Here is a 22176-nt window from a genome sequence, read left to right on the forward strand (position 1 = left end):
CCAGTGCTGTAATTCCATCCAGTCATGCACAATCACCGCATGGAACTGGACCAGATCGCCATCGCCCTGTTCGGCGCCCTCGCAGCCTGGCTGTCCCAGGCCCGCAGCGAGAAGCTGCGGCGCTGGGCCTGCATCTTCGGCATGCTGGGCCAGCCCGCCTGGTTCTATGCCGCGTGGAAGGCGGACCAGTGGGGTATCTTTCTCGTTAGCGTGATCTACCTGGGCGCCTGGATGCGTGGTGTTTGGGTCCACTGGATCGCTCCACCGCCCGCGTCTGGTGTGGGCACCATCCAGATCGTCCCCCGCAAATGACGTTGCCGCGAAGTCCGGCCGTGGGCAATCAACAGGAAACAGCCGCGTGAAATTCATCCACACCGCAGACCTGCACCTGGACAGCCCCCTGCGAGGCCTCTCCTCTTACCCCGATGCCCCCGCGGAGCGCCTGCGCACCGCCACTCGAGATGCCTTCGAGCGCCTGGTCACGGTGGCCATCGACGAGAAGGTGGACTTCATGGTCATCGCCGGCGATGTCTATGACGGCGACTGGAAGGACTTCAACACCGGGCTCTTCTTCGTGCGCCAGATGGGTCGCCTGCGCCAGGCAGGCATCCCGGTGTACCTTCTCTACGGCAACCACGATGCCGACAGCGAGATGACCAAAGGCCTGGAGCTCCCGGACAACGTCCACGCCTTCGCATCGCGCAAGGCCGAAACCTTCCGCATCGAACCGCTCAAGGTTGCCCTGCATGGGCGCAGCTTTAAGGTGGCAGCCACCACCGAGAACCTGCTACCTGGCTACCCCATGCCTGTTGCCGGCTGGCTCAACATCGGCGTGCTGCACACCGCGCTCGAAGGCAACCACGAACACGCCAAGTACGCCCCGTGCTCCGTGGCCGAGCTCCAGGCCAAGGGTTACCAGTACTGGGCCCTGGGCCACGTGCATGAGCACTGGATCGAGCGCGGGGACACCACCATCGCGTACCCAGGTAACCTGCAGGGCCGCCACATCCGCGAGACCGGCCCACGCGGAGCGCTGCTGGTTAGCGCTGAAGAAGGCGAGATCACCGAGGTAGAGCGGATCGAAGTCGACGTGCTGCGCTGGCATGCGCTGGCTGTCGATGTCAGTGCCTGCGATGACCTGCGCATCGCCGTCCGGTTGGCGGGCCAGGCCATGGAGGACCTGCTCACCAACTCACCCGCGGGCCTGCCCTTGGCGGTCCGCGTGAGCTTCACGGGCCAATCCGGGGCCCACGCGGCGCTGGCCAGCGACGAGGGGCAACTGCGCCAAGAGATGATCGCACAGGCCGTGGCGCTGGATCCGGACCGCATCTGGATCGAGAAGGTGCGCGTCGCCACTACGGCGCCAGCGACGCAAGCCGCCGGCCTGGAGGGCGAAGCCCAGGACGCGCTCAACGCATTGCAGGAACTGGCCGCGTCTGCCCATGCCGACCCGGAGTTCCTGCAGTCGCTCCAAGCCGACTGGCAGGCCATGCTGGAAAAGCTCCCGCACGACGTGCTGCAGGCATCTCTCGAACTCGCAGAGCTTCGCCAGGCGGAGCCAGCGCTCATTGCCGATAGGGTCCGCCAGGCCACCCCCGTACTCATGGCACGGGTAGCTGGCGCCAGTGCCGCTGCCTGACGCACCTACCCAGCTCGACACCCATGCGCATCCGCGAACTCAAGCTGATCCGGTACGGCAAATTCACCGACCGTCACCTGTCGCTGCCCCAGCAGCCCAGAGACATCCATCTGATCGTGGGCCCCAACGAAGCCGGCAAGTCCACCGTCCGCTCGGCCATCGGAGACTGGTTGTTCGGCATTCCTGTCCGAACGTCGTTAGGGTTCCTGCACCCGATGTCCGAGCTGCGGATCGGCGGCGTGCTGGAACGCATGGCAACGGGCACGGCAGTGCAACAGCAACTGGCCTACGACCGCACCAAGGGCAACAAGAACACCGTGCGCTCGCCCGACGACGCGGCACTGTCGGAGGCGGTGCTGCAGCCCTGGCTGGGAGGGATGCAGCTCAACGCCTTCCAGCGTATGTATGCGCTGGACCACTCCACGCTCGTCGAAGGCGGTGCTGGCATCCTGTCGGCATCGGATGACGTCGGGCGGCTGCTGTTTCAGTCGGCCGCTGGCATTGAAGGACTCGCCAATGTCCTGCAGAAGCTAGAAGCGGAAGCGGATGCCTTGTGGGGACCGAAGAAAGCCGGCTCTCGGCTCTACTACCAAGCACTCCAGAGCCACGAAGCTGCGAGCGCAGAGCTGAAGCAGGCCGTTCTCAAAACCAAGGATTGGAAAACCCAGCACGACGCCTTGCTAGCAATCGAGCAGGCCCTCGCCGACACCCGCCAGCGCGACAGGGACACCCGCCAGCAGCTGAACCAACTGGAACGCATTCGCCGCGTGCGGCCCATGCTGCAAGCGCTGGATGCTGCCCAGGCCCAAAGGGAAGCACTGGGCCTCACTGACGACGTTCCGCTACTGCCAGAGAGCGCATCCTCCACCATTCGAGATGCGGCCCAGGCGATGGCCCTGGCGCACGTAGAGATCCAGCGCCTCGCACAGGAGAGCTCTGCGCTGCGCACCCAACTCGAGGGCATCCAAGTTGACCAGGCTCTGCTGACTCTGGCCGCGGATATCACCGACCTCAACGAACGCAGGCTGCAGTACCGCAGCCACCGAACGGACATCGTCAAGCGCACCGAAGAGATCCAGACCCACTGGACTCGGGTGAAAGAGCTCGCCGGCGGTTTGGGTTGGACGACCGACACCGAAGACGCGGTGCGCAGGCGCCTGCCGGCGGTGACCACGCGCAGCCGACTGGTGAGCCTGCTCAAAGAGCGAGGCACATTGAACCAGCAACTGCGCAGCGCCCAATCCGCGCTGACCGATCGCGAGCAGCAGATGGAGCAGGCGCAGCAAGCGCTGGAGCGCCTGGTTGCGCGCGAGGTACATCCAGGGCTGGCAGGCTCTGTCGAGAAGGCGCTGAAACTCGGCGACCATGCCGGAGCAGTCTCCCAGCTGGCTCAGAAGGCGAATGCACAGAGGGCATCCCTTGCGACTGCCCTGGCCGGCCTTGGCAAGTGGCGAGCCGAACCGGACGCTCTCGCAGGTATGCTCGTGCCCGACGACGCCGTGGTGCAGGGCCTGCTGGATGAGAGCCGCACTGGAGTCGCCGAGGCCCAGGCGCTGCAGGACGCGGCAGCGACGAAAGCACAGGAGTTGCAACGGCTGGAGTTGGAGCTGCAGCAGTTCGTCCAGGACTTTCAGCCGGTGACCCGAGAACAGGTCGACGAGGCCCGCCGGTCACGAGACCAGGAGTGGCGGGCGATCAAGGCCGCGCCAAGCGAACTGACCGCCAAGGCCAATGCCTATGAGCAATGGGTGGGCAAGGCCGATGGGCTCGCTGACACCAGGCTTGATCGCGTCCAACATGAAGCGACCCACCGGTCCAGGGCCGAACGCATCGAGCATGTGCGTCTGGAGCTGCAGGGACAGCAGACACGGCTGCAGGCCGCAAATGACCGGATCGAGGCCCGAACGCGCCAATGGCAAACCTTGGCGGAGGCGAGTGGACTGCCACAGTTGCCGCTTGAGATGGCGCCGGTGTGGCTGCGCCAACGCAGGACAATTCTGGAGATTGGTGCCGACCTGGGCCAACTCGACCAGCAGCACAAGGATCTGCTGACCGCCGGTGTCGAACTCGCAACTGCCCTCTGGTCGATGCTGAGCGGTGCCGCGGAAGAGACTGAGATGCCCACCCTCCACGACGGCCTGCAGCGAGCACGCAAGCTGCTGGCTGCAGTCGACCAGGCGCAAGGCCAGCGCAGCGCGCTGGAGCAGCAGGTGGCCGACGCCCAGAACAGCGTTCCCAGACTGCAGAGCTTGGTGCAGCAAGCGCAGTCAGCGTGGAGCGAGTGGGAGACCGCTTGGCAGGCTGCCGTGAAAGCCGCAGGCTACGAGAGTGCGGCGACGGCTGGCCAGATCGAAGCGGAGTTCGAAGCAATCCAAGAGGTTGAACGGTTGCTGACCCTGATCCGCAGTATCCGCAGTGAGCGCATTGAACCCATGCAGATGGATCTCTCCGACCTGAAAGCGTCCGCAGAGGCCCTTGCTCAGCGTGTCGCCCTGGACTTGGTCGAGCAAGATGCCGACGTAATCGCCCAGGAACTCTTCGCGCGCCTCACGACCGCCAAGCAGTCCGAGAAGACGCAACGCGAACTGCGGACCAGGCAAGCCCAGGTCGAGGCCGAGCTCGCCGAGGTCCAGCAGCGCCAAGCAACTCAGAACGCGCGCTTGGCGCCATTGATGGCCACGGCAGGTGTGGACGATATCAACGCGCTCGCCGCGGCAGCCGAGCAGTCCGAACAGCGCCGAGCCTTTGAAGCCAAAGTAGATGCAGCCCAGTCCGACCTGGTGCACGGCGGGGATGGACTGGGCCTGGAGCAACTCCGCCAAGAGGCGCAAGGCGTCGCTCCCGACGAGCTGATGGCAGAGATCGAGCGACTGGGCGCACAGTCCGCGCAACTGGTCGAAGAGATCGCCCAGCTAAGCAGCCAGCACGGAACCCAGCGCAAAGCTTTCGAGGCTTTGGACGGCACAGACGCCGCGGCGAGGGCCGATGCACGCCGCCAGGAGGCGGTCGCTTCAATGGCGGATGCGGCCGAGCGTTACCTCAAGCTGCACACGGCAGCGCGCCTGCTGAAATGGTCGATGGAGAAATTCCGCGAGACGAGACAGGGTCCGATGCTTGCCAAGGCCTCGGCAACGTTCAACACCCTGACCCTGGGTTCGTTCGAGCGCCTGCTCGTTGACTCCGCTGACGAGAAACCCAAGCTCTTCGGGATTCGTCCCAATGGTGCACAGGTTGAGGTATCGGGGATGAGCGAAGGGTCCCGGGACCAGCTGTATCTGGCACTGCGTCTCTCGGCCCTGGAGCTGCAGATCGAGCAAGGCCTGAACATGCCGCTGATCGCGGATGACCTGTTTATCAACTTCGATGACCGGCGCACTGCGGCTGGGCTTCAAGTTCTGGGTGAGCTGTCGAGGAAGATGCAGGTGATCTTCCTGACCCACCATGATCACTTGGTTCCCCTGGCCAAAGAGGTACTTGGTGAAGAGCTCAATGTGGTGACGCTCTGACGGAACAAGCTGAGTTGCAAAGTCTGCCTGCTATGCTTTCTTCATCAGAATTTTGAAGCGGAGTGAAAGAATGGATGCCAATGAACGCCTGGTGGCTTTGAGCCGCATGCAGGAAACGTCGGATGCGTTCTATCGCAGTGCGGTGTCGATCGGCAACCATCCATTTATCGAGTTTGCAGGGCTCATGAATGAGTACATCTCGGCCTGCCGCGCCGCGCACGCCAAGGGCATTGATTTCACGCAGTGCAATGTCCATAACGGGCAGGTCCTGCCCCTTCATCCCGTGATGTCGGACTACATCAATGAGAAGCTGGAGTGCATCTTCTCTGGGGCGAAGGTGCTTGAGGCCAGCGAGACGGCCTGAGGCCGCTGAAGCCGCGCAAAAACTGCTACTGGGCCTCGGCCAGCAAGGCCAGAGCCTTGCGCTTTCCCAGGTCGAGAACCTCGCGGATCCGCAGCAGTTGCGCTGCGCGAGGATATGCCTTGCCGGTCTCCCAACGGTAAACCGATAGGTGGCCTGCCTGAAGCAACTTGCCCATTTCCTTGGCCGTGAGGCCCAACTCGGTGCGCTTGGCTGCCAACCCCTCTGGTTTGAAAACCCATTTGCGGCCGCTTTTGCGCGCGGGTGCCTCTTCTTCCACGGCTGCCTTCGCAGGAGCCTTGACCTGTCGCTGTGCGGCTTTGAGCTGCGACGTCAGCGCCTTCACATCACGCTTCAGCGCGGCTATCTCGGAGCGATGGGATGTGATTGCCTTGCGCATGCCCTGGATCTCTGGCTTGAGTTCCTTGCGGGCCATGCGCACAACTTCTGCGCGGAATGCATTCGAGAAAGTATTCATGGACGCATTGTGTATGAATCTGCTGCGACACTTGAAAGTAGCACTTGTAATGAAAAACCGCCAAAGGCCTTAAGCCTTGGCGGTCTCTTGAATTATTTGGCTTTGGGAGCCAGAGAGATTACTTGCCGGCCTTGTCTGCCTTGCGCTTCGCAGCCTTGGGATCGACTACAGCCTTGAACTTTGCACCAGCCACGAATTTCGGCACGGTCGATGCCGGAATCTTCAATGCAGCTCCGGTGGACGGGTTCTTGCCCGTGCGTGCCGCACGCTTTGCCGACTTGAAACTACCGAAGCCGACCAGCTGGACGGTATCGCCCTTCTTGACGGCGGTCTGGATGGTGTCGATCAGGGTTTCGAGGATGGCACCAGCGGCGCCCTTGGACAGGTCGTGTTTGGCGGCCAGGACTTCAACGAGATCAGCGCGGTTCATAGGCTTTTAAGAATGAGTTGGAAGGCAGTTTATAGCGCATTTGCCACGCTCGAAGGGTGGTTGCTGACATGGGTAGCGTCAGCCCGCGCGTGTCGAAAGTGATGGCGAAATTTCAGGCTATTTGAAATCGCGGCTCTCCAACCGCCCCAGCCTCCCCAACCATGGCGTCAGATCGACCAACCGATCCGCGATCAGATTGGTCACCTGCCCCCGCCGCTGCCACACCCCTTTGACTGCGAGCAGCCGAGACTCCAGCAGCACCTGCCGCTGTTCATCTCGCACCGACGACCAGACGATCACCTGCACAGTCCCAAACTCATCTTCCAAAGATACGAAGATGGTGCCTTTGGCCGTGGACGGCTGCTGTCGCAAGGTCACGATGCCTGCCGTGCGGATCACCCGCCCATCTGGGATATGGCGCAAGTCACGCGATGTCAGCAGTTTCTTCGCGGCCATCCGTGGCCTCAGCAGCGCCAACGGATGCCGGCGCAAGGTCAGCCCGGTGGATGCGTAGTCCCATACGATTTCCTCGCCCTCCGGGGCCTCCTGCAGCTCCAGATACTCCTCGTTGATCGGTGCGTCCTGCAGCAGCTCCGGCGTCGAGTGCAGGCCTGCCGCGTCCCACACTTGCTGGCGGCGGTGGCCCGACAGGCTGAGCAGCGCATCTGCTGCTGCCAACAGCTTCATCTCGTGCTGTTCCAGTCGCGCGCGCATGGCCAAGTCTTCCGCACTGTCAAATGGGCCGTTTTCACGGGCCTCGACAATGCGCGCGGCCGAAGTGGCGTGCAGGCCTGCAACCATGTGCAATCCAAGCCGCACGGCAGGGATTGTGGGCAAGTCCTCCAGCGTCGATTCGACTGCGCTGTGCATCACGTCAATCCTCCGCACTTCCACGCGGTGTCGTTTAGCGTCCTGCACAAGCTGGCTTGGCGTGTAAAAGCCCATCGGCTGAGAGTTGAGCAGTGCCGTTAGAAAGGCTGCTGGCTCGTGCCGCTTGAGCCAGCAGCTGGCATAGACCAGTAACGCAAAGCTGGCCGCATGACTTTCCGGAAACCCGTACCCACTGAAGCCCTTGATCTGTTGGTAGATCGACTGGGCAAAGGGCTCGTCATATCCCCGCGCCCTCATGCCCTCGATGAGCTTGGTCTGGTACTTCTCCAGTCCTCCGCGCTTCTTCCAAGCCGCCATGGCCCGCCGAAGGTCGTCGGCCTCGCCTGCTGTAAAGCCGGCAGCGACCATCGCCACCTGCATGACCTGTTCCTGGAACAGCGTTACGCCCAGGGTGCGGCTGAGCACCTGCTTCAAATCCTCACTTGGATAGATCACAGGTTCTAGGCCCTGTCGGCGGTTGAGGTATGGATGCACCATACCGCCCTGGATCGGGCCGGGGCGCACGATGGACACGGAGATCACGAGGTCGTAGAAGCACCGTGGCTTAAGCTTTGGCAGCATCGACATCTGCGCACGACTCTCCACCTGGAAAACGCCCACCGTGTCCGCACGAGAAATCATCTTGTACGTTTCGCGGTCCTCCACTGGAATGTCCTGCATTCCAAAGTCGTACCCCTTGCGCCTGCCCACCAGGTTCAGGGCCTTGCGGATGGCAGTGAGCATGCCCAGGGCCAGAACATCGACCTTGAGCAAACCCACTGCATCCAGGTCGTCCTTGTCCCATTCGATGACCGTGCGGTCTTCCATGCTCGCGTTCTGGATCGGAACCATGCGGCTGAGCAGACCGCGTGTGAGCACGAAGCCACCGGGGTGCTGTGACAGATGTCGAGGAAACCCGATGAGCTGGCTCGTCAGCAAGATGAGCTGCTTCACCGCCAAGTCGTTCTCGGACAACCCCAGCTCCTCGAAGCGCTCCAGCCGTACACCCTCGCCATCCCACCACTGGTGTCCCTTGGCCAGTGCATCTACCGTCTCCAGGCTGAAGCCCAGGGCCTTGCCCACATCGCGGATAGCTGACTTGGGTCCGTAGGTAACCGCAATCGCGGCCAGTGCAGCGCGGTCACGTCCGTATTTGGTGTACAGGTACTGGATCACCTCTTCGCGCCGCTGGTGCTCAAAGTCAATGTCAATGTCCGGCGGCTCGTTGCGCTCCCTGCTGATGAAGCGTTCAAACAGCGTCGACATGCGATCAGGGTCCACCTCGGTCACGCCCAAGCAGTAGCAGACCACGCTATTCGCAGCGGACCCACGGCCTTGGCAAAGGATGTGCTGCGAGCGCGCGAAGCTGACGATGTCGAATACGGTGAGGAAGTAGTGCTCGTAGTGCAGGTCGCAGATCAACTCGAGCTCGTGCTCTATCTGCGCTTGCACCTTGGCGGTGATGCCGTGTGGCCAGCGGCGGCCTGCGCCTTCGTAGGTGGCCTGGCGCAGGTAGCTGGCAGGGGTGTGGCCCTCGGGAACGACTTCGTCCGGGTACTGGTACCTCAGCTCGTCGAGACTGAAGGTGCATCGCTCGGCCACGCGAATCGTTTCAGCCAGCAATTCATCGGGGTAGGTCTGTGCCAATCGGAGGCGGCTTCGCAGATGGCGCTCGGCGCTGCGCTGCAGTTCGTAGCCGCACTCGGTTAGAGGCAGTCCTACCCTCGTGGCGGTCATCACGTCCTGTAGTGGTTTGCGGCTGCGCCGGTGCATGTGCACGTCACCCATAGCCACCAGCGGTATGGCAGTCAGCGCAGACAGCTCCCGCATGCGGTGCAGCCACAGCTCGTCATCGATGCGGCGGTTCAGGTCCACGCCAATCCAGGTTCGCCCGATGAAGTGCGTCAAGGCCCAGCGCCCCAGCTCTTCCAGCTGCTCGTCGGTCCCTGTCCGGTCGGGTGTCACCATCACCAGGCAGTCGGCCAGCGCGTCGCCTTCGATGGTGGAGCGTTCGAGAAGGTATGTGCCTTTCTCCGCGGTGCGTCGCAACCGTGTGATGAACTGGCATAGGTTGCCGTAACCATCGAGGTTCTGCGCAAGGACCACCATCGTGAAGGGCAGGGCTGCTTCAACCCTGAACTGCGAGCCCACCAGCAACTGCAGCCCCTCCTTCTTGGCGGCAACATGCGCGCGCACGACACCGGCCAGGGTGCATTCGTCGGTGATGGCGATGGCGCTGTAGCCCAGTTCCTTGGCGCGCTCGACCAGTTCGTCAGGCCAACTGGCCCCGACAAGGAACGTGAAATTGGAAACGCAGCGCAGCTCTGCGTAGAAGGGTAGCGCCATGACAGTTGCCTGAAGGTCGATGCATCGTTCAGGCGTACAGGCCGTGAAGGAACCAGCCTGTCTCGTCCTCGGCCAGGCGGCGTTGGAAGATCCACAGCACGCCGGCGTGCCGGCTCAAGGCGATCCAGTAGTCGCGCTGCACGTTGAGCTGGCCGGCAGTTGCGCTGGTAGCCACCGAAGGCTCTCGGTGCCACCAGCCGCCTTCCACGCGGTCCGGGCCCAGCAGCAACTGCAGTTGGCCTTGGTATATCGGGCGGTGCTCCCGCTCGGCCAGACGCAGCGGTTCGGGCAGCACCCATGCGGGCAGCGGCAGCTCGTGGCAGGGGAGCGAAGCGCGGGGGCGCGCCATCTCCGCACCCTGCCAACACTGCATCCATTCGGGGCGGTGGTCGGCATTCAGGACGGGGCGTACCACGCGATCCTTGCCCAGGCGGGCCTGCACGCGCTCCAGCACCAGGGACGTGGCTTCACCCTGGCGGATGGTCTCAGGCAGGAGCGACTTGCTCTCCTGCTTGATGGGGATGGTCTCGGAAGCAAGCAGCTCAATGTCACCGGCGGGTGCCAGCAGCTCGACCTTGGACAGGTGCTCGCTGAGCAAGCGGCCCAGGTGGTCCACGTTCTGCGTGGGCTCTGCCGTGCGCACGGTGATCTCGCCGCCAGTGCCTGCGGTCTTGGCGCGCATCGCGTCATGGGCCCAGCGAAGCGTGAACGAGGTGACGCCCATGTGCCTGGCCGCTAGCCAGCCGGACATCTGGAGTAACAAGCGGCGGGCGCCGAACATCAGTGCCATCGCGTTTTCGACACGGAACATGAACTCCAGGCGGGCACTGAAGGTTTCGGGAAGTTGCTGCCACTCGCAGACCTCGGGACGCAGTCCGTAGGCCTGGTCCAGGCTGTGAAGCAGGTCCTTGTCGAAGCGCCGACCCAGGCCACCCCGGGGCAGCTTGCGCACATCACCCAGCGTGCGTGATCCGAGGCGGTGCAGCGTGCCTTGATGGCGCGCCACGGCGGTGATCATCTCCAGCGGTAGTTTGTCGAGGATGGATGGCAGCGGGCCGGCAAAGCCATCCACCACGCGCGAGCGCACCAGAGCCAGCGCGGCGGTGCCCGTCGGGGCCCAAGCGAAGGCTTCAACGCCCAACTCACTGGCTTCCGATTCGATGCGCCCTCGCAAGTGCGACAGGCCGCCAAACAGGCGTGCGCTGGCCCCGACCTCAACCAGGACCACTTCTTCGCGCACTGCCACCCTTGGAGAGAACTGCAGCGCCCAAACAGCCAGGGAAGGCAGGTCAATGGCGGTGCAGGACTCGGTGCTGGTCTTGTGCGGTAGCAGTGCGGCCCAGATGCCGATCATCGGTGGCCTCCTCTCTGCGCAGGGGGATGGCGAAATCGGTGTCCAGGCGGCGCAGTCGCGGCGGCAGCACCTGGCTCAGGCGGCCGGGGATGGCCTGCAGTTCCAGCACGTCATGGCAGGGCGTACCACGGCGCTTGAGGATGCGCACGTCGATGTTCCAGCCTGTGCCGAGCGACACCAGGGTGCGCAGTGGCGCCGGCGAGGCCTCTCGCTGCGCGTTCAAAGGCCGAAAGAGAAAGACAGGCGACTGGCAGGACTGGGCATGCACCTGCAGGCGCCTGATCTGGTCCGAGCGGACTTGGGGGAGCCAGGAAAGCACCGCGCCGCGGGGATTGGACTTCACCAATTGCTCCGTCACCCACAAGCGCTCGGCTGGCGTCTTGGCCTGAATCCAGACGATCTGGTCGGCGGGAACTCCGAGCTGAGCCAGGCCACCGGCATGGGGCTGCTGGGGTGGGGCAACGAGCAGTATCTGGCCGCCGTTCTGGACCAGGCTGGGCAAGCTTCTGCCCAGCAGGCGCCATTCGCACAGCGGTGCTTGGGCCGTGAGGACCTCGGTCAGGGCGCGTGTGGGCCAGCCACCCCCGGGCAGGGAGGCGTCCAACAGGTCAAAACCCGTGGAGATTGTCGGGTGGCCGTCGTGCACCAGGTCGTCGCCCAGCCATACAGATTCCCGTACCGAAATGGGCAGGCTCTGGGTGTCGAAGGACTGGGAAGCGTGGGCGGCAGGCATGGCAAAATACTGTAATTAAATACAGTATATGGACAGACTTACTGACATGGAAAGAGGGTTCCGACGGCGGTTGAAGGCCATTGCATGCGGCTCGCACTGAAATCGATAGCGGCGAAATCAGCGCCTGCGCGGGAGGATCAAGTGATCGAGTACGGTGGAAAATATTTGCGATGACCAGGCGGGCCATGCCGACGAAACCCTGGTGCAAGGTCAGGATGCCGCTATGCCTGAAATGACTTAAAGGCACATTTCTGTATAAGAGCTCAACGATGGAAACCGATCAGACTGCCCCCATGAATCGCTGTGGCTACTGTGGATTTACCAACTACCGCAGGGTGGTCGAGCGCGATGCCCAGGGAGCGATGCGCTACGGCGATCGCTTGTTGTGGGACGATGACTTCCCCTTCTAGCTGTGACCGGCGACCGATGCGCGAGGAAATACGAATGAAACGCATGGAACCACTTCGCCACGTTCGGGCCGGCGTGCTCGACATCGCATACTTCGAGCAAGGCCCTACCGCCGGGCCGCCTGTGGTAGTGATGCATGGCTTTCCGTACGACATCCACAGTTACCAAGAAGTAGCTCCTTTGCTGGCGGATGCAGGCTGCCGCGTGCTGGTGCCTTACCTGCGCGGGTATGGCGGCACGCGGTTTGTGAACGCGTCAAACTTGCGATCCGGCGAGCAGGCCGCGCTTGGGGCCGATTTGCTCGCGTTCCTGGACAGCCTTGGCATTGAGCGGGCGGTGCTTGCGGGCTACGACTGGGGTGGCCGGGCCGCGTGTGTGGTCGCCGCGCTGTGGCCCCAGCGTTGCGCGGGTCTGGTCTCGGTGAACAGCTACAACATCCAGAACATCGCCAGGGCCATGGAGCCGGAAGCACCTGAAAAAGAGCTGCGGCTCTGGTATCAATACTACCTCCATGGCGAGCGCGGTCGAGCTGGGCTTGAGCAAAACCGCAGGGCATTTTCCAAGCTACTGTGGCAACTGTGGTCACCGACCTGGCGCTTCGACGATGCGACTTTCGAGCAGAGCGCTGCCGCCTTCGACAACCCGGATTTCGTCGAAGTGGTAATCCACTCGTACCGGCACCGCTACGCCTTGGTGCCTGGTGATCCGGCCTATGCAAACATCGAAGCGAAGCTTGCCCAGCAACCCGTCATCACCGTTCCATCTATCACCTTGGATGGCGCCAACGACGGGGTGCGTCCGCCTGCGGATGCGTCGGTACATGCAGCACGCTTCAGCGCTCTGCGCGACCATCGAATCCTGGACGACGTCGGCCACAACCTACCGCAAGAAGCACCTCAGGAATTCGCCATGGCGGTGCTGGAACTAGTCAGAGACAAAGGCTGACCGCGCTGGCGCATCACTTCCGAAATCCAGGCCCAGCCGTTGACGTGGCTATTTGGAAGACTGGCTGCGCCTGCCCTTGATGATTCCAAGTTTGGCCTGCCAGCACTCGGCGCATATCCAGACGGACGGTCGAATTTCGCATCCGCCTTGGATACTGCGTTGGTCCTTGTGCACAGCACATTCACGCGTTGTGTCCGAGACCCGGCTGTTCGGAAGTTTGAAGAGTGGCTGAGTCATAACAACATCCTTGATGTAGAGCGAGACTGCAGCTTTTGGGTTCAGGCCCTCGTAGGACAACGCCAGTTGCCCACCCTTCAATATGCGCAGTTTGCCAGCCGCAACAAAACGGGTGACGCTGACAAGTCGCTCGGGCTGACCATCATTTAGTTGCAACTTGCCTGCTCCGCCGGGCTATTTCTTTGTGCTGATCGGTTGAGCCAAAGTCCTACAAACCGTCACGGCGAGGACCTTAACCTGTGCCTTCCCCACAACCCAGTGACGAAGGTACACAATGCCCAAAGATCCTACGCGTGCTGCCAAGGGCGCTGCCGCGCCTGTTCCATCAACTGCTGCAGCACCTGCCAGAAATACGGACAGCGCGCCTTCCGCTCTCGGGCCAGCTGCTGACGTTCTCTCCGCGAAGGCGGGAGAAACCAACGACCTCGCCTCCGCGAAACCATACAACGCCAATAAAGCGGGAGAGCATGGTTTCACCAACGGGGTGAGCCCTGCGCCAGGTGCTACTGTGGAGCCGGCCTCGCGGCTGCCATCAGGTAGCACCGTGTCGGAAGCAAACAGCAGTGCCAAGACTGGGACGGTTGCCCCTGAAGGCGTCAATGCGACCATCGCACCGCTCGACCGCGTGCGCGTCGATTCCGCCGGCCAGGTGCTCACCACCAACCAGGGTGTGCCAATCGCCGACAACCAAAATTCTCTCAAGTACGGCGAGCGCGGCCCGGTGCTGCTCGAAGACTTCATCCTGCGCGAGAAGATCACGCATTTCGACCATGAGCGCATCCCCGAGCGCATCGTGCACGCGCGCGGATCTGGTGCGCACGGTTTCTTCGAATGCTACGAACCCCTGACGGACCTCACGCGCGCCGCGCCGTTCAATGAGGCCGGCAAGATCACCCCCGTGTTCGTGCGCTTTTCTACCGTGCAGGGTGAGCGAGGCTCCAAGGACACGGCGCGCGATGTGCGCGGCTTTGCTGTCAAGTTCTACACCGACGAAGGCAACTGGGACCTAGTGGGCAACAACATGCCGGTGTTCTTCATCCAGGACGCGATGAAGTTCCCGGACCTGGTGCATGCTGTCAAGCCTGAGCCACACCATGCGATGCCACAGGCCGCGAGCGCGCACGACACCTTTTGGGACTTCGTTTCGCTGATGCCCGAGTCCACGCACATGCTGATGTGGGCCATGTCGGACCGCGGTATTCCACGCAGCTACGCCACTATGCAGGGCTTTGGCGTTCACAGCTTTCGCTTCGTGAATGCCGCGGGCGAGTCGGTCTTCGTCAAGTTCCACTGGAACCCGAAGGCAGGCACCCATTCGCTGGTGTGGGACGAAGCGGTCAAGATCTCCGGCGCCGATCCAGACTTTCACCGCCGTGATCTGTGGGAGCGTATCGAGGCGGGCGCCTATCCCGAATACGAGCTAGGCGTGCAGGTATTCACGGAAGAGCAAGCGGACAAGTTCAGCTTCGACATTTTGGACGCGACCAAGATCATTCCGGAAGAGCTGATCCCCGTACGCCCCATCGGCCGCATGGTGCTCAACCGCAACCCCGACAACTTCTTTGCCGAGACCGAGCAGGTGGCCTTCTGCACCGCGCACGTGGTGCCGGGCATCGATTTTTCCAACGACCCTTTGCTTGCGGGGCGCATCCACTCATATGTGGACACTCAGATCTCGCGCCTGGGCGGCCCCAACTTTCACGAGCTGCCCATCAACTCACCCATCGCCCCGGTGCACAACAACCAGCGTGACGGCATGCACCGCCAGGCCATCCATCGCGGCAAGGTCGCGTATGAGCCTAACTCGCTGGGCGGCGGCTGTCCGTTCCAAGCCGGTGCAGCTCAAGGCTTTGTCTCCGTCCCCGCCAGGATTCAGGCCAAGGAGTCCCAAGGCAAGGTACGCGCAAAACCTGAAAAGTTCGCGGACCATTACACCCAGGCAACTCTGTTCTTCAACAGCCAGACTCCTGTGGAGCAAGCCCACATTGCGGCCGCATTCCGCTTTGAATTGAGCAAGGTGACGGTGCCAGCGATTCGTGAGCGCATGGTTGCCTCCCTGCGCAATGTGTCCGATGACCTCGCGCAGCAGGTGGCAACGGGTCTTGGCATGGCAGCGTTGCCTGAAGCGATGCCCCGGGCGCTGGCTAAAGCTCCGAAGCCTGAGGTGTCCAAATCGCCGGCCTTGTCTCTTCTCGCTCGACCAGGCGACGGAAGCATCAAGGGACGCAAAGTTGCCATTCTTGTTGCCGATGGCATTGTTGGCAAAAGCGCGGTGGCGCTGCACGAAGCCCTTTTCACCCAAGGCGCCGTACCGCGCTTCGTTGCGCCACGCATTGGCCCGGTCAAGACCAGCGACGGTGTGGCGATTAACGCCGACGCTTCACTGGAGAACGAGCCCGGGTTCCTCTTCGATGCACTGGCTTTGCCCGATGGTGAAGCAGGTGTGCAGGCCTTGGCGAGGGATGGTCACACTGCGGAATTCATCAAGGATCAGCATCGCCACTGCAAGACCATCTTGGTGATGCCGGCCTCGGCAGCTCTGATGCTCAAGGCGCAGATTCCAGCAACTCTGCCGTCAGGCGACCCGGATCCTGGAATGTTCCTTGGAGCATCGGCCACCGACTTCAACTCGTTCATCCAAGGGATAGCGCGACATCGGCACCCAGAGCGGGAAACTGACCCGCCAATGGTTTAACGGACGGGCCCACTCGGGCCCTTCCTTCCGTCCTTTCACCGGAGATAACTGATGAATACAGCTCAAGTCGCAGCGGCCCTATGCGTGGCCATTTTGTCCTTTGGCGCTCATGCGGAGGTTAGCAAGAAAGATCAAGAATTCTTTACCAAGGCTGGTGGTGGAGGCCTGTACGAGGTGGAGGCCGGAAAGCTTGCACAGCAAAAGGGCGGATCTGAAGCAGTGAAGTCCTACGGCGCAATGTTGGTTAAAGACCATGGTGCCGCAAATGAAGAGCTGAAGGCACTGGCGAAGGCGAAGGGGGCCGTGCTGCCTGAGGCGGTCCCCGCCGACAAGCAAAAAAGACTGGAGAAGATCGCGACCGCTAAAGACTTCGACAAGGAATTTGTGAAAGAGGTGGGCATTGATGACCACAAGATGGATATTGCCCTGTTCGAAAACACCAGTAAGCGTGCGGATGACGCAGAGGTCAGGGCATTTGCCTCAAAGACACTGCCCACATTGAAGGCGCACAAGGAACACGCTGAAGGTCTCAAGAAAGCGCACAAGCATTGATGCCGGGAGCGTAAGGCGATTTCGGTGAGTGGAGTTGACCGAGGACCTATGGAACAACATCCAAGTGAAGCGCATTCGCCGCCGGCGTCCATCCAAGATTTGGAGGCGGCCATTGAGCGCCAATCCCAAATGCTTGCCGGCTTGGCAGCAGAGGCGGAACGCAATCACTCGACAATTGCTGCCTTGATTGCGCTGGGTCAGGCCCTAGTCGAATCTCACCCCACACCTTCTGCCGTGGCAAAAAGCTTTCTCGACCAGATCGACCTCGTCGGTAGTGTTGTGTCGAGTGAGCAGGCGGAACGGTATCGTGATGACATTCAGAAGATCAACATGTTCATACTGGATGTGGTCAACCGCCGGAGTCATCCTTGATCGCACTGCGCCTGTTCCTCACTGATTGACGCAAAAGTGAAGCCCACAAACCCGGCCGACTCGACCGCTGGCCGCGGGGCAATGCCATTTCAGAGCGTGCGTACACCGGCGAAGGTGAAAGTCGCGCAGCCGTCGCCTCCGTCGTATTTTGCTTACTTATAGGCTTCGGGCAAAGAGTGGCCAGAGGTGGGGTGCGGCATCCAGGCCTGTTGGGGGGAAACAAGGCACAAGCACTTCTGGCTCCTGCGTCTACAGGGCGCCAGATAACAAACGGCCGCGCCGATTTTCTTCGCGCAAATTTGATGCTGGAGACAGGGCGTCCATCGAATTTCGAACGGCGTGAGCAATCATCCTTCGGAGTTTCAAGGTGGGACTCCAACCCGCAACGAGGGCCGGTGCCTCAATCCGGTAGTTCATCCGTTGCAGCAGGCAGATGGTGCTGTTCGCCTACAGTGCAGACCGGCTCACATGGCTAGCATTTGGAACGACAGACCAACCACAAAGGACATATCTGATGACGCAATCAAACCCTCAACCAGATCGCATTGACGTCGATGACGCCGCATCACTGGCTCGTTGGACGCGTGAGCTTGACACGACTGAAGAACAACTGAAGGACGCAGTTGCCCAGGTCGGCGACAAGGCGGCCGATATTGAGATGCACCTTAAGGGAGCGCGAAGTACAACAAATGCTGATAGGGTTCAACAGTCGGGCTCTAAATAGCGGACTCGGCGGCAGGTGTTGCGTCGCCCTTGCGAATACGCACAGCCCTCAATGGATGCCGTTGTCAATCGATGAGGCCTTGCTTTAGCGCGTAGTAGGTCACCTCACTGTTGCTTTCAAGCCCGAGCTTTTTCAAGGTTCGGGTGCGGTAGGTGCTTACTGTCTTGGTGCTTAAATTGAGCATTCTGCCGATTGCACCAACATCCTCCCCTTGAGCCAGTTTCAAGAAGACCTGAAACTCCCGCCCCTTCAGCGACTCATGGGGAAGGCCTGGCGTTGGTTTGAAAACCTCCTGGGCGAGCAACTCAGCCACCTCGTTTGTGAGGTATCGGCGACCTTCGCCGACGACTCGAATAGCGCGCACCACTTCTTCAGGATCGCAGTCCTTATTGAGGTAGGCAGCTACCCCTTGTTGCAGGAGGGTGATGGCGTATTGCGAAACTGGCATGCCCGAGAAAATGAGAATACCCGTATCTGGCGAGCGGGCCTTCAAGCTGGCCAATGCATCCAAGCCACTGAATTGGGGCATCGTCAGATCAAGCACCAGAACGTCAATGGCGTGGTCGCGCACCAAGTTCATCGCTTCACGACCGTTGCCTGCTTCGGCAACGATGTGAATGTCGTCATGGCTTTCGAGGTATTCGCGCAACCCTCTGCGCACGATCGCATGGTCGTCCACCAGTGCAACTCTGAAGTTCTTTTGCGTGAGCTTAGATTTTTTAAAGTCTGCTTGCAGCATTGATCCCTCACAAACTTTTTATTGGTTGGAAACCGCAATCACTCTATCAATCGGAACTGCCATAGCACTTCCAGCCTTTCTGATTTCGATGTAGGAAAACTCCGAAGGCAGCTCAGCATTGGCGGCTCAAGGACGTGCTCAGTGGTTGGTCGCGCTGCCCTCGTTAGGAATCGCCCTGTTACCAATTTGCCTGACCTGCTGACAGGATCTGTCGGTAGGAGGTCAAAAAATGGATACCTGAATTTCGTATGGAGGATCTGCATATGTACGTAGTCATGGGAGGCACCGGTCACGTGGGCTCTGGTGTGGTCTCAACTCTTTTGGCGCGAGGTGAGCCTGTTGGCATCGTCACTCATCACGCCGAGTACGCGAACGAATGGAGACAACGCGGAGCGGAGATTCTGGTGGCGGATATCTGGAAGCCTGCTTCTCTCAGGGCCGCGTTCAAGCAAGGACGCCGCGCTTTCGTGCTCAATCCGCCCGCAGACACATCGCTGGATACGGATATCGTGGAACGGCAGACTGTCGCCAATATCCTGGAAGCGTTGGAAGAATCGGGGCTGGAGAAGGTGGTTGCGGCTTCAACCGGCGGGGCCCAGGCCGGAGATCGCATCGGGGATCTCAACGTGCTTTGGGAACTAGAGCAAGGCCTGGGGAGGTTATCCACTCCCGCCGCTGTGCAGCGCGGTGCTTACTACATGACCAATTGGTTCGCTCAGATCGACGCCGTGCGCCAAACAGGCCAGTTGCATTCAATGATCCCCGCTGACATGGCGATTCCGATGGTGGCGCCAAGCGACTTGGGCAAGTACGCAGCTGAACGATTGCTTTCCTCGGTGGGCGACGTGGCCCTTCGCCATGTCGAAGGGCCTAGGCGATACAGTCCAAGGGACGTGGCACAAAGCCTTTCTCAAGTGTTGGGCAGACCCGTGGAGGTGGTTGTCACGCCGCGCGCCCAACTGGAAGAGGCGTTCCGGGCGCTGGGATTCTCGGCAGCGGCGGCTGAGTCATACGCCAGGATGACACGCCTCAGCATAGACAATGGTTTTGCGATGCCGGACGACTCTGTGCGGGGGGATACCAGCTTTGACGAATATCTGCATAGTGCATTTGCAAGAGCTTGATCGGTCCCGGCGGCCCTCCACGGCGAGATCGCGGAGAGGTACGGGTTCCACGTGAGTCGCAAGCCTAGTGCTGTTGGCCTTCATCAGTCCGATGGAGTTTCCCGGAACTGAAAACTTGGTGCCAGCCGCACTACAGGGGGGCTTCTTGGTGGAGCAGGCCATCGGGCGCCTTGCCAGTGTCCTGATGTGTAGGAGGGTAGCGCTAGGAGGCGGTATTTGGCTATTTGGGGGCGGCCGTTTCCTCTTCAACAATGCCCAGCATGTGCAGCTGGCCGCGGATCACGGAGACGTCACCTAGTGCGAACACGATCTGATCTTCTTCGCTGAAGCTCATAGGTTGGAGTCGCGATAGTTGCCTGCATGCGTCATCCAGTTTGGTCAGGCGCTCAAGCACATAACTGTCGGCTTCACTCACCCCCGCGAGTTCTGAGCGGAGGCTGGGAAGTTGCGACATCATGAGCCTTCGCCCTTCGCGTGTACTGGCCTTGAAGTTACCCCAAAAGGTCTCAAGGTCGCTCATAGCCTTTTCGCCGCGCATGAGGGTCTCGGCATTCCATCGCTTTTTGTCCATCTTTTTTCTCCTGGGTGTTGCGGCCATCCTGCCGTGGATCGAAACCAGGCTTTCCACGCACGCTGGGTTCGTCTATCGGCGCGGTTGCGTCCTCAATGGCCTTGACTCTGAGACTTCCTGGCAGACAGTGCAAAGGGTGAGACGCTCGAACTCAAGCATCCCTGGGCATGTCGTTGAAAGCCAGCCGGAACGCAGTCCCCAGTGCTGCGGTGGATGTCACCTCGATCACTCCTCCATGGGCTTTCGCAATCTCGTTGACGATGAACAGTCCTAAGCCCACGTTTCTGTTTCCGCTGTCTTCCGTCACGCCTCGCACCATGGGCATGAACAACATCTCCATTGCAGCGCCAGCGATGGGATGACCCCAGTTGTGCACTTCAACGTACCATCCTTTCGGAGTCATTGCCGAAGTCACCGTAATGTCGGTAGCGATCTGCCCATAGGCGACCGCGTTGCTGACCAGATTTGCAAGTGCCTGGGCGATCCGGTTGGCATCAAGCTCGCAGCTCCCCGTTCCCTCGCGAAGATGAGCAATCCGCCGGTCAGGAAAAGCCAGTGTCAGCTCTTCCACGGTATCGGCAACCACATCATGCAGATTTGAGGATTTGAGGTTTACAGCAATTCCAGAGCCTATACGTGCCGAGGTGAAATCGAGGAGGTCTTTGATCAATTGGTGGGCTCGATCAACTGCTCTATTTACGCGACCAAGCGTTTCTCGCTGTTGAGGCGTTACCCCTTGCCTGTCCAATAGCTGCATTCCGAGACGGATAGCAGAAAGTGGATTGCGCAGATCATGGCTAACGATGCCGATCATCTGCTCCGCGAAAAGCGCGCGATCCTCAGACTGCTTCTTGAGGCGGGTTGCTTCGGCTGCAGCGCCTTCAAGTGTCTTCCGTGAAAGAAGAAGCTCACGCTCATACTTGTCCCGATCGCGGGCGATGAACGCGGCAACCTTCAGTAGCCATTCGCCGTCGCGCAGGAGGCGCTTGGCGTTGATGACGATGGGGATGTGGCTCCTGTCTTTGTGGAGTACATCAAGTTTCACCTCTGAGATGGAACCCTGCATGACCAATAACGGCGCCAAGTGGGTCTGGTAGAAAAGCCGGCCCCCCATGGTCAGAAAGTCCTGAAGGCGGCGCACGCCGATTACTTCATCGCATCCATATCCAGCCCACTCGCAAAACGTGGAATTCGCCTGAAGAATCAGGCCTTTAGAGTCGGTGGTCAGCACTCCGCAGGGGAGGCTTTCCAGCGAATCAGAATCGGGACTGGAGCCGGCTGCTTCCATCAAAGACTATGTTCCGCCAGGAACTGATCGATAGCGTCTGCGCTCACACTGGGCTGGCTCAAATGCGGACAGTGACCCACGTTCTCGATGATTTTGAGCGTGCTGTTTGGCAGCATCCTGTGCATGTACTCACCTACCGCGACAGGCGCAATCATGTCTTCGTCGCATTGAAGAATCAGGGAGGGGGTCGTCAGCTGCGGCAGCTGAGCCCGGTGGTCCGAGAGGAAGGTGACCCGAGCAAAGTGCTTAGCGATTTCAGGATCGGTACGGCAAAAGCTGTTGCTCAGTTCCTGGCCAAGCTCAGGCCGCTCTGGATTGCCCATGATCGCGGGCGCCATTGTGCTGGACCAGCCGAGGTAGTTGCTTTCCAGCGTGTCCAAAAGAGACTCAATGTCTTCGCGTGAAAACCCACCGATGTAGTCGCCGTCGTTGATGTAGCAGGGAGAGGGGCCCACCATGACGTGGGCCGCAAATTTTCCTGGTGCTGCAAGGTCAGCCAAGATGCCTACCATCGCACTGACGGAGTGACCGACGAGAATGGCTGGGCCATCACTGAACTCTTCGACGATCTCAACCAAGTCGTCAGCGTAGCCTTGAAGGGTGCTGTACTTGGCAGGATCGAACGCTGTAAGGTCTGAGCTTCCGCTTCCTACCAGATCAAACAAGACTGTCTTGTAGCGGTCTGCGTATGCCGGGGCGAGGAGGCGCCACATGTTCTGGTCGCAGCCAAACCCATGGGCGAAGAAGAGCGTCGCAGGCCCCGAGCCTGAAACACGGACATTGTTTCTAACCGCTGTTGACATG

Annotated in this window: 19 protein-coding genes; 10 read left to right on the forward strand and 9 right to left on the reverse strand. The window is 60.8% G+C overall.

The genetic code is table 11. From position 1 onward, the window contains the following. Positions 1–39: 39 nt before the first annotated feature. The 4 genes from ASE28_RS18520 to ASE28_RS18535 all read left to right on the forward strand — a co-directional run bounded on the left by ASE28_RS18520 (position 40) and on the right by ASE28_RS18535 (position 5509). Positions 40–312, forward strand: a complete 273-nt coding sequence (locus ASE28_RS18520) for a hypothetical protein (RefSeq protein ID WP_057268018.1) — start codon at positions 40–42, stop codon at positions 310–312. 46 nt (positions 313–358) lie between these two features. Further along, the gene (locus tag ASE28_RS18525) at positions 359–1639 is read left to right on the forward strand and encodes a DNA repair exonuclease (RefSeq protein ID WP_057267946.1); all 1281 of its coding nucleotides are present in this window, start codon (positions 359–361) and stop codon (positions 1637–1639) included. A 23-nt stretch (positions 1640–1662) separates the two neighbouring features. Continuing rightward, the gene (locus ASE28_RS18530) at positions 1663–5145 is read left to right on the forward strand and encodes a YhaN family protein (RefSeq protein ID WP_057267947.1); all 3483 of its coding nucleotides are present in this window, start codon (positions 1663–1665) and stop codon (positions 5143–5145) included. Positions 5146–5215: 70 nt separating this feature from the next. Beyond that, a complete protein-coding gene (locus ASE28_RS18535; protein WP_057267948.1) occupies positions 5216–5509 on the forward strand; it encodes a hypothetical protein in 294 nt (97 codons plus the stop codon). Between the two features lie 25 nt (positions 5510–5534). Here the strand turns inward: ASE28_RS18535 and ASE28_RS18540 are convergent, their stop codons facing one another. The 5 genes from ASE28_RS18540 to imuA form a co-directional block, all read right to left on the reverse strand. Continuing rightward, a complete protein-coding gene (locus tag ASE28_RS18540) occupies positions 5535–5984 on the reverse strand; it encodes a transcriptional regulator (protein WP_057267949.1) in 450 nt (149 codons plus the stop codon). A 118-nt stretch (positions 5985–6102) separates the two neighbouring features. After that, the gene (locus ASE28_RS18545) at positions 6103–6414 is read right to left on the reverse strand and encodes an HU family DNA-binding protein (RefSeq protein WP_057267950.1); all 312 of its coding nucleotides are present in this window, start codon (positions 6412–6414) and stop codon (positions 6103–6105) included. 117 nt (positions 6415–6531) lie between these two features. Beyond that, entirely contained in the window at positions 6532–9630 is a 3099-nt protein-coding gene (locus tag ASE28_RS18550; RefSeq protein ID WP_057267951.1) for an error-prone DNA polymerase, read from the reverse strand. Positions 9631–9658: 28 nt separating this feature from the next. Next, positions 9659–10984, reverse strand: a complete 1326-nt coding sequence (locus ASE28_RS18555) for a DNA polymerase Y family protein (protein ID WP_057267952.1) — start codon at positions 10982–10984, stop codon at positions 9659–9661. Further along, on the reverse strand, positions 10920–11717 hold the full coding sequence (imuA, locus tag ASE28_RS18560) for a translesion DNA synthesis-associated protein ImuA (protein WP_057267953.1): 798 nt from the start codon (positions 11715–11717) through the stop codon (positions 10920–10922). The genes ASE28_RS18555 and imuA overlap by 65 nt, the downstream gene beginning before the upstream one ends. 444 nt (positions 11718–12161) lie before the next feature. Here imuA and ASE28_RS18565 point away from each other — a divergent pair, with 444 nt between their 5' ends. The 5 genes from ASE28_RS18565 (at position 12162) to ASE28_RS31505 (ending at position 17650) form a co-directional block, all read left to right on the forward strand. Next, positions 12162–13070 carry an alpha/beta fold hydrolase gene (locus ASE28_RS18565; RefSeq protein ID WP_057267954.1) on the forward strand — a complete coding sequence of 303 codons (909 nt, stop codon included), beginning with the start codon at positions 12162–12164 and terminating at the stop codon, positions 13068–13070. A 511-nt stretch (positions 13071–13581) separates the two neighbouring features. Beyond that, entirely contained in the window at positions 13582–16002 is a 2421-nt protein-coding gene (locus ASE28_RS18570) for a catalase (RefSeq protein ID WP_057267955.1), read from the forward strand. A 51-nt stretch (positions 16003–16053) separates the two neighbouring features. After that, complete coding sequence (locus ASE28_RS18575) at positions 16054–16554, forward strand: DUF4142 domain-containing protein (protein WP_057267956.1); 501 nt, start codon at positions 16054–16056, stop codon at positions 16552–16554. 48 nt (positions 16555–16602) lie between these two features. After that, entirely contained in the window at positions 16603–16926 is a 324-nt protein-coding gene (locus ASE28_RS18580) for a hypothetical protein (protein ID WP_157422030.1), read from the forward strand. Between the two features lie 514 nt (positions 16927–17440). Continuing rightward, positions 17441–17650: a DUF3606 domain-containing protein gene (locus tag ASE28_RS31505; RefSeq protein WP_082608138.1), complete on the forward strand. Its 210-nt coding sequence runs from the start codon at positions 17441–17443 to the stop codon at positions 17648–17650. Between the two features lie 64 nt (positions 17651–17714). On the opposite strand, the gene ASE28_RS18585 is transcribed toward ASE28_RS31505, so the two are convergent. Continuing rightward, the gene (locus ASE28_RS18585; RefSeq protein WP_057267958.1) at positions 17715–18389 is read right to left on the reverse strand and encodes a response regulator transcription factor; all 675 of its coding nucleotides are present in this window, start codon (positions 18387–18389) and stop codon (positions 17715–17717) included. Positions 18390–18652: 263 nt separating this feature from the next. Between ASE28_RS18585 and ASE28_RS18590 the strand changes: the two genes are divergently transcribed. After that, complete coding sequence (locus ASE28_RS18590) at positions 18653–19513, forward strand: NAD(P)H-binding protein (protein ID WP_057268019.1); 861 nt, start codon at positions 18653–18655, stop codon at positions 19511–19513. A 220-nt stretch (positions 19514–19733) separates the two neighbouring features. Here ASE28_RS18590 and ASE28_RS18595 read toward each other — a convergent pair whose 3' ends face one another. From ASE28_RS18595 to ASE28_RS18605, 3 genes are all read right to left on the reverse strand, one after another. Further along, positions 19734–20084 carry a hypothetical protein gene (locus tag ASE28_RS18595; protein WP_057267959.1) on the reverse strand — a complete coding sequence of 117 codons (351 nt, stop codon included), beginning with the start codon at positions 20082–20084 and terminating at the stop codon, positions 19734–19736. A gap of 151 nt (positions 20085–20235) precedes the next feature. Continuing rightward, the gene (locus ASE28_RS18600; RefSeq protein WP_057267960.1) at positions 20236–21372 is read right to left on the reverse strand and encodes a PAS domain-containing sensor histidine kinase; all 1137 of its coding nucleotides are present in this window, start codon (positions 21370–21372) and stop codon (positions 20236–20238) included. Next, complete coding sequence (locus ASE28_RS18605) at positions 21372–22175, reverse strand: alpha/beta fold hydrolase (RefSeq protein ID WP_082608139.1); 804 nt, start codon at positions 22173–22175, stop codon at positions 21372–21374. The genes ASE28_RS18600 and ASE28_RS18605 overlap by 1 nt, the downstream gene beginning before the upstream one ends. Position 22176 lies beyond the last annotated feature (1 nt).

The sequence above is a fragment of the Acidovorax sp. Root219 genome (assembly GCF_001428665.1).
In the GTDB taxonomy this organism is placed as follows: Bacteria; Pseudomonadota; Gammaproteobacteria; order Burkholderiales; family Burkholderiaceae_C; genus Acidovorax.

What these genes read in the sequence shown, in the direction of transcription:
- ASE28_RS18520 (WP_057268018.1), top strand. Translation starts at nt 40, where the DNA reads ATGGAACTGGACCAGATCGCCATCGCCCTGTTCGGCGCCCTCGCAGCC.
- ASE28_RS18530 (WP_057267947.1), top strand. Translation starts at nt 1,663, where the DNA reads ATGCGCATCCGCGAACTCAAGCTGATCCGGTACGGCAAATTCACCGAC.
- ASE28_RS18535 (WP_057267948.1), top strand. Translation starts at nt 5,216, where the DNA reads ATGGATGCCAATGAACGCCTGGTGGCTTTGAGCCGCATGCAGGAAACG.
- ASE28_RS18540 (WP_057267949.1), bottom strand. Translation starts at nt 5,984, where the DNA reads ATGAATACTTTCTCGAATGCATTCCGCGCAGAAGTTGTGCGCATGGCC.
- ASE28_RS18545 (WP_057267950.1), bottom strand. Translation starts at nt 6,414, where the DNA reads ATGAACCGCGCTGATCTCGTTGAAGTCCTGGCCGCCAAACACGACCTG.
- ASE28_RS18550 (WP_057267951.1), bottom strand. Translation starts at nt 9,630, where the DNA reads ATGGCGCTACCCTTCTACGCAGAGCTGCGCTGCGTTTCCAATTTCACG.
- ASE28_RS18555 (WP_057267952.1), bottom strand. Translation starts at nt 10,984, where the DNA reads ATGATCGGCATCTGGGCCGCACTGCTACCGCACAAGACCAGCACCGAG.
- imuA (WP_057267953.1), bottom strand. Translation starts at nt 11,717, where the DNA reads ATGCCTGCCGCCCACGCTTCCCAGTCCTTCGACACCCAGAGCCTGCCC.
- ASE28_RS18565 (WP_057267954.1), top strand. Translation starts at nt 12,162, where the DNA reads ATGAAACGCATGGAACCACTTCGCCACGTTCGGGCCGGCGTGCTCGAC.
- ASE28_RS18570 (WP_057267955.1), top strand. Translation starts at nt 13,582, where the DNA reads ATGCCCAAAGATCCTACGCGTGCTGCCAAGGGCGCTGCCGCGCCTGTT.
- ASE28_RS18575 (WP_057267956.1), top strand. Translation starts at nt 16,054, where the DNA reads ATGAATACAGCTCAAGTCGCAGCGGCCCTATGCGTGGCCATTTTGTCC.
- ASE28_RS18580 (WP_157422030.1), top strand. Translation starts at nt 16,603, where the DNA reads ATGGAACAACATCCAAGTGAAGCGCATTCGCCGCCGGCGTCCATCCAA.
- ASE28_RS31505 (WP_082608138.1), top strand. Translation starts at nt 17,441, where the DNA reads ATGACGCAATCAAACCCTCAACCAGATCGCATTGACGTCGATGACGCC.
- ASE28_RS18585 (WP_057267958.1), bottom strand. Translation starts at nt 18,389, where the DNA reads ATGCTGCAAGCAGACTTTAAAAAATCTAAGCTCACGCAAAAGAACTTC.
- ASE28_RS18590 (WP_057268019.1), top strand. Translation starts at nt 18,653, where the DNA reads ATGTACGTAGTCATGGGAGGCACCGGTCACGTGGGCTCTGGTGTGGTC.
- ASE28_RS18595 (WP_057267959.1), bottom strand. Translation starts at nt 20,084, where the DNA reads ATGGACAAAAAGCGATGGAATGCCGAGACCCTCATGCGCGGCGAAAAG.
- ASE28_RS18600 (WP_057267960.1), bottom strand. Translation starts at nt 21,372, where the DNA reads ATGGAAGCAGCCGGCTCCAGTCCCGATTCTGATTCGCTGGAAAGCCTC.
- ASE28_RS18605 (WP_082608139.1), bottom strand. Translation starts at nt 22,175, where the DNA reads ATGTCAACAGCGGTTAGAAACAATGTCCGTGTTTCAGGCTCGGGGCCT.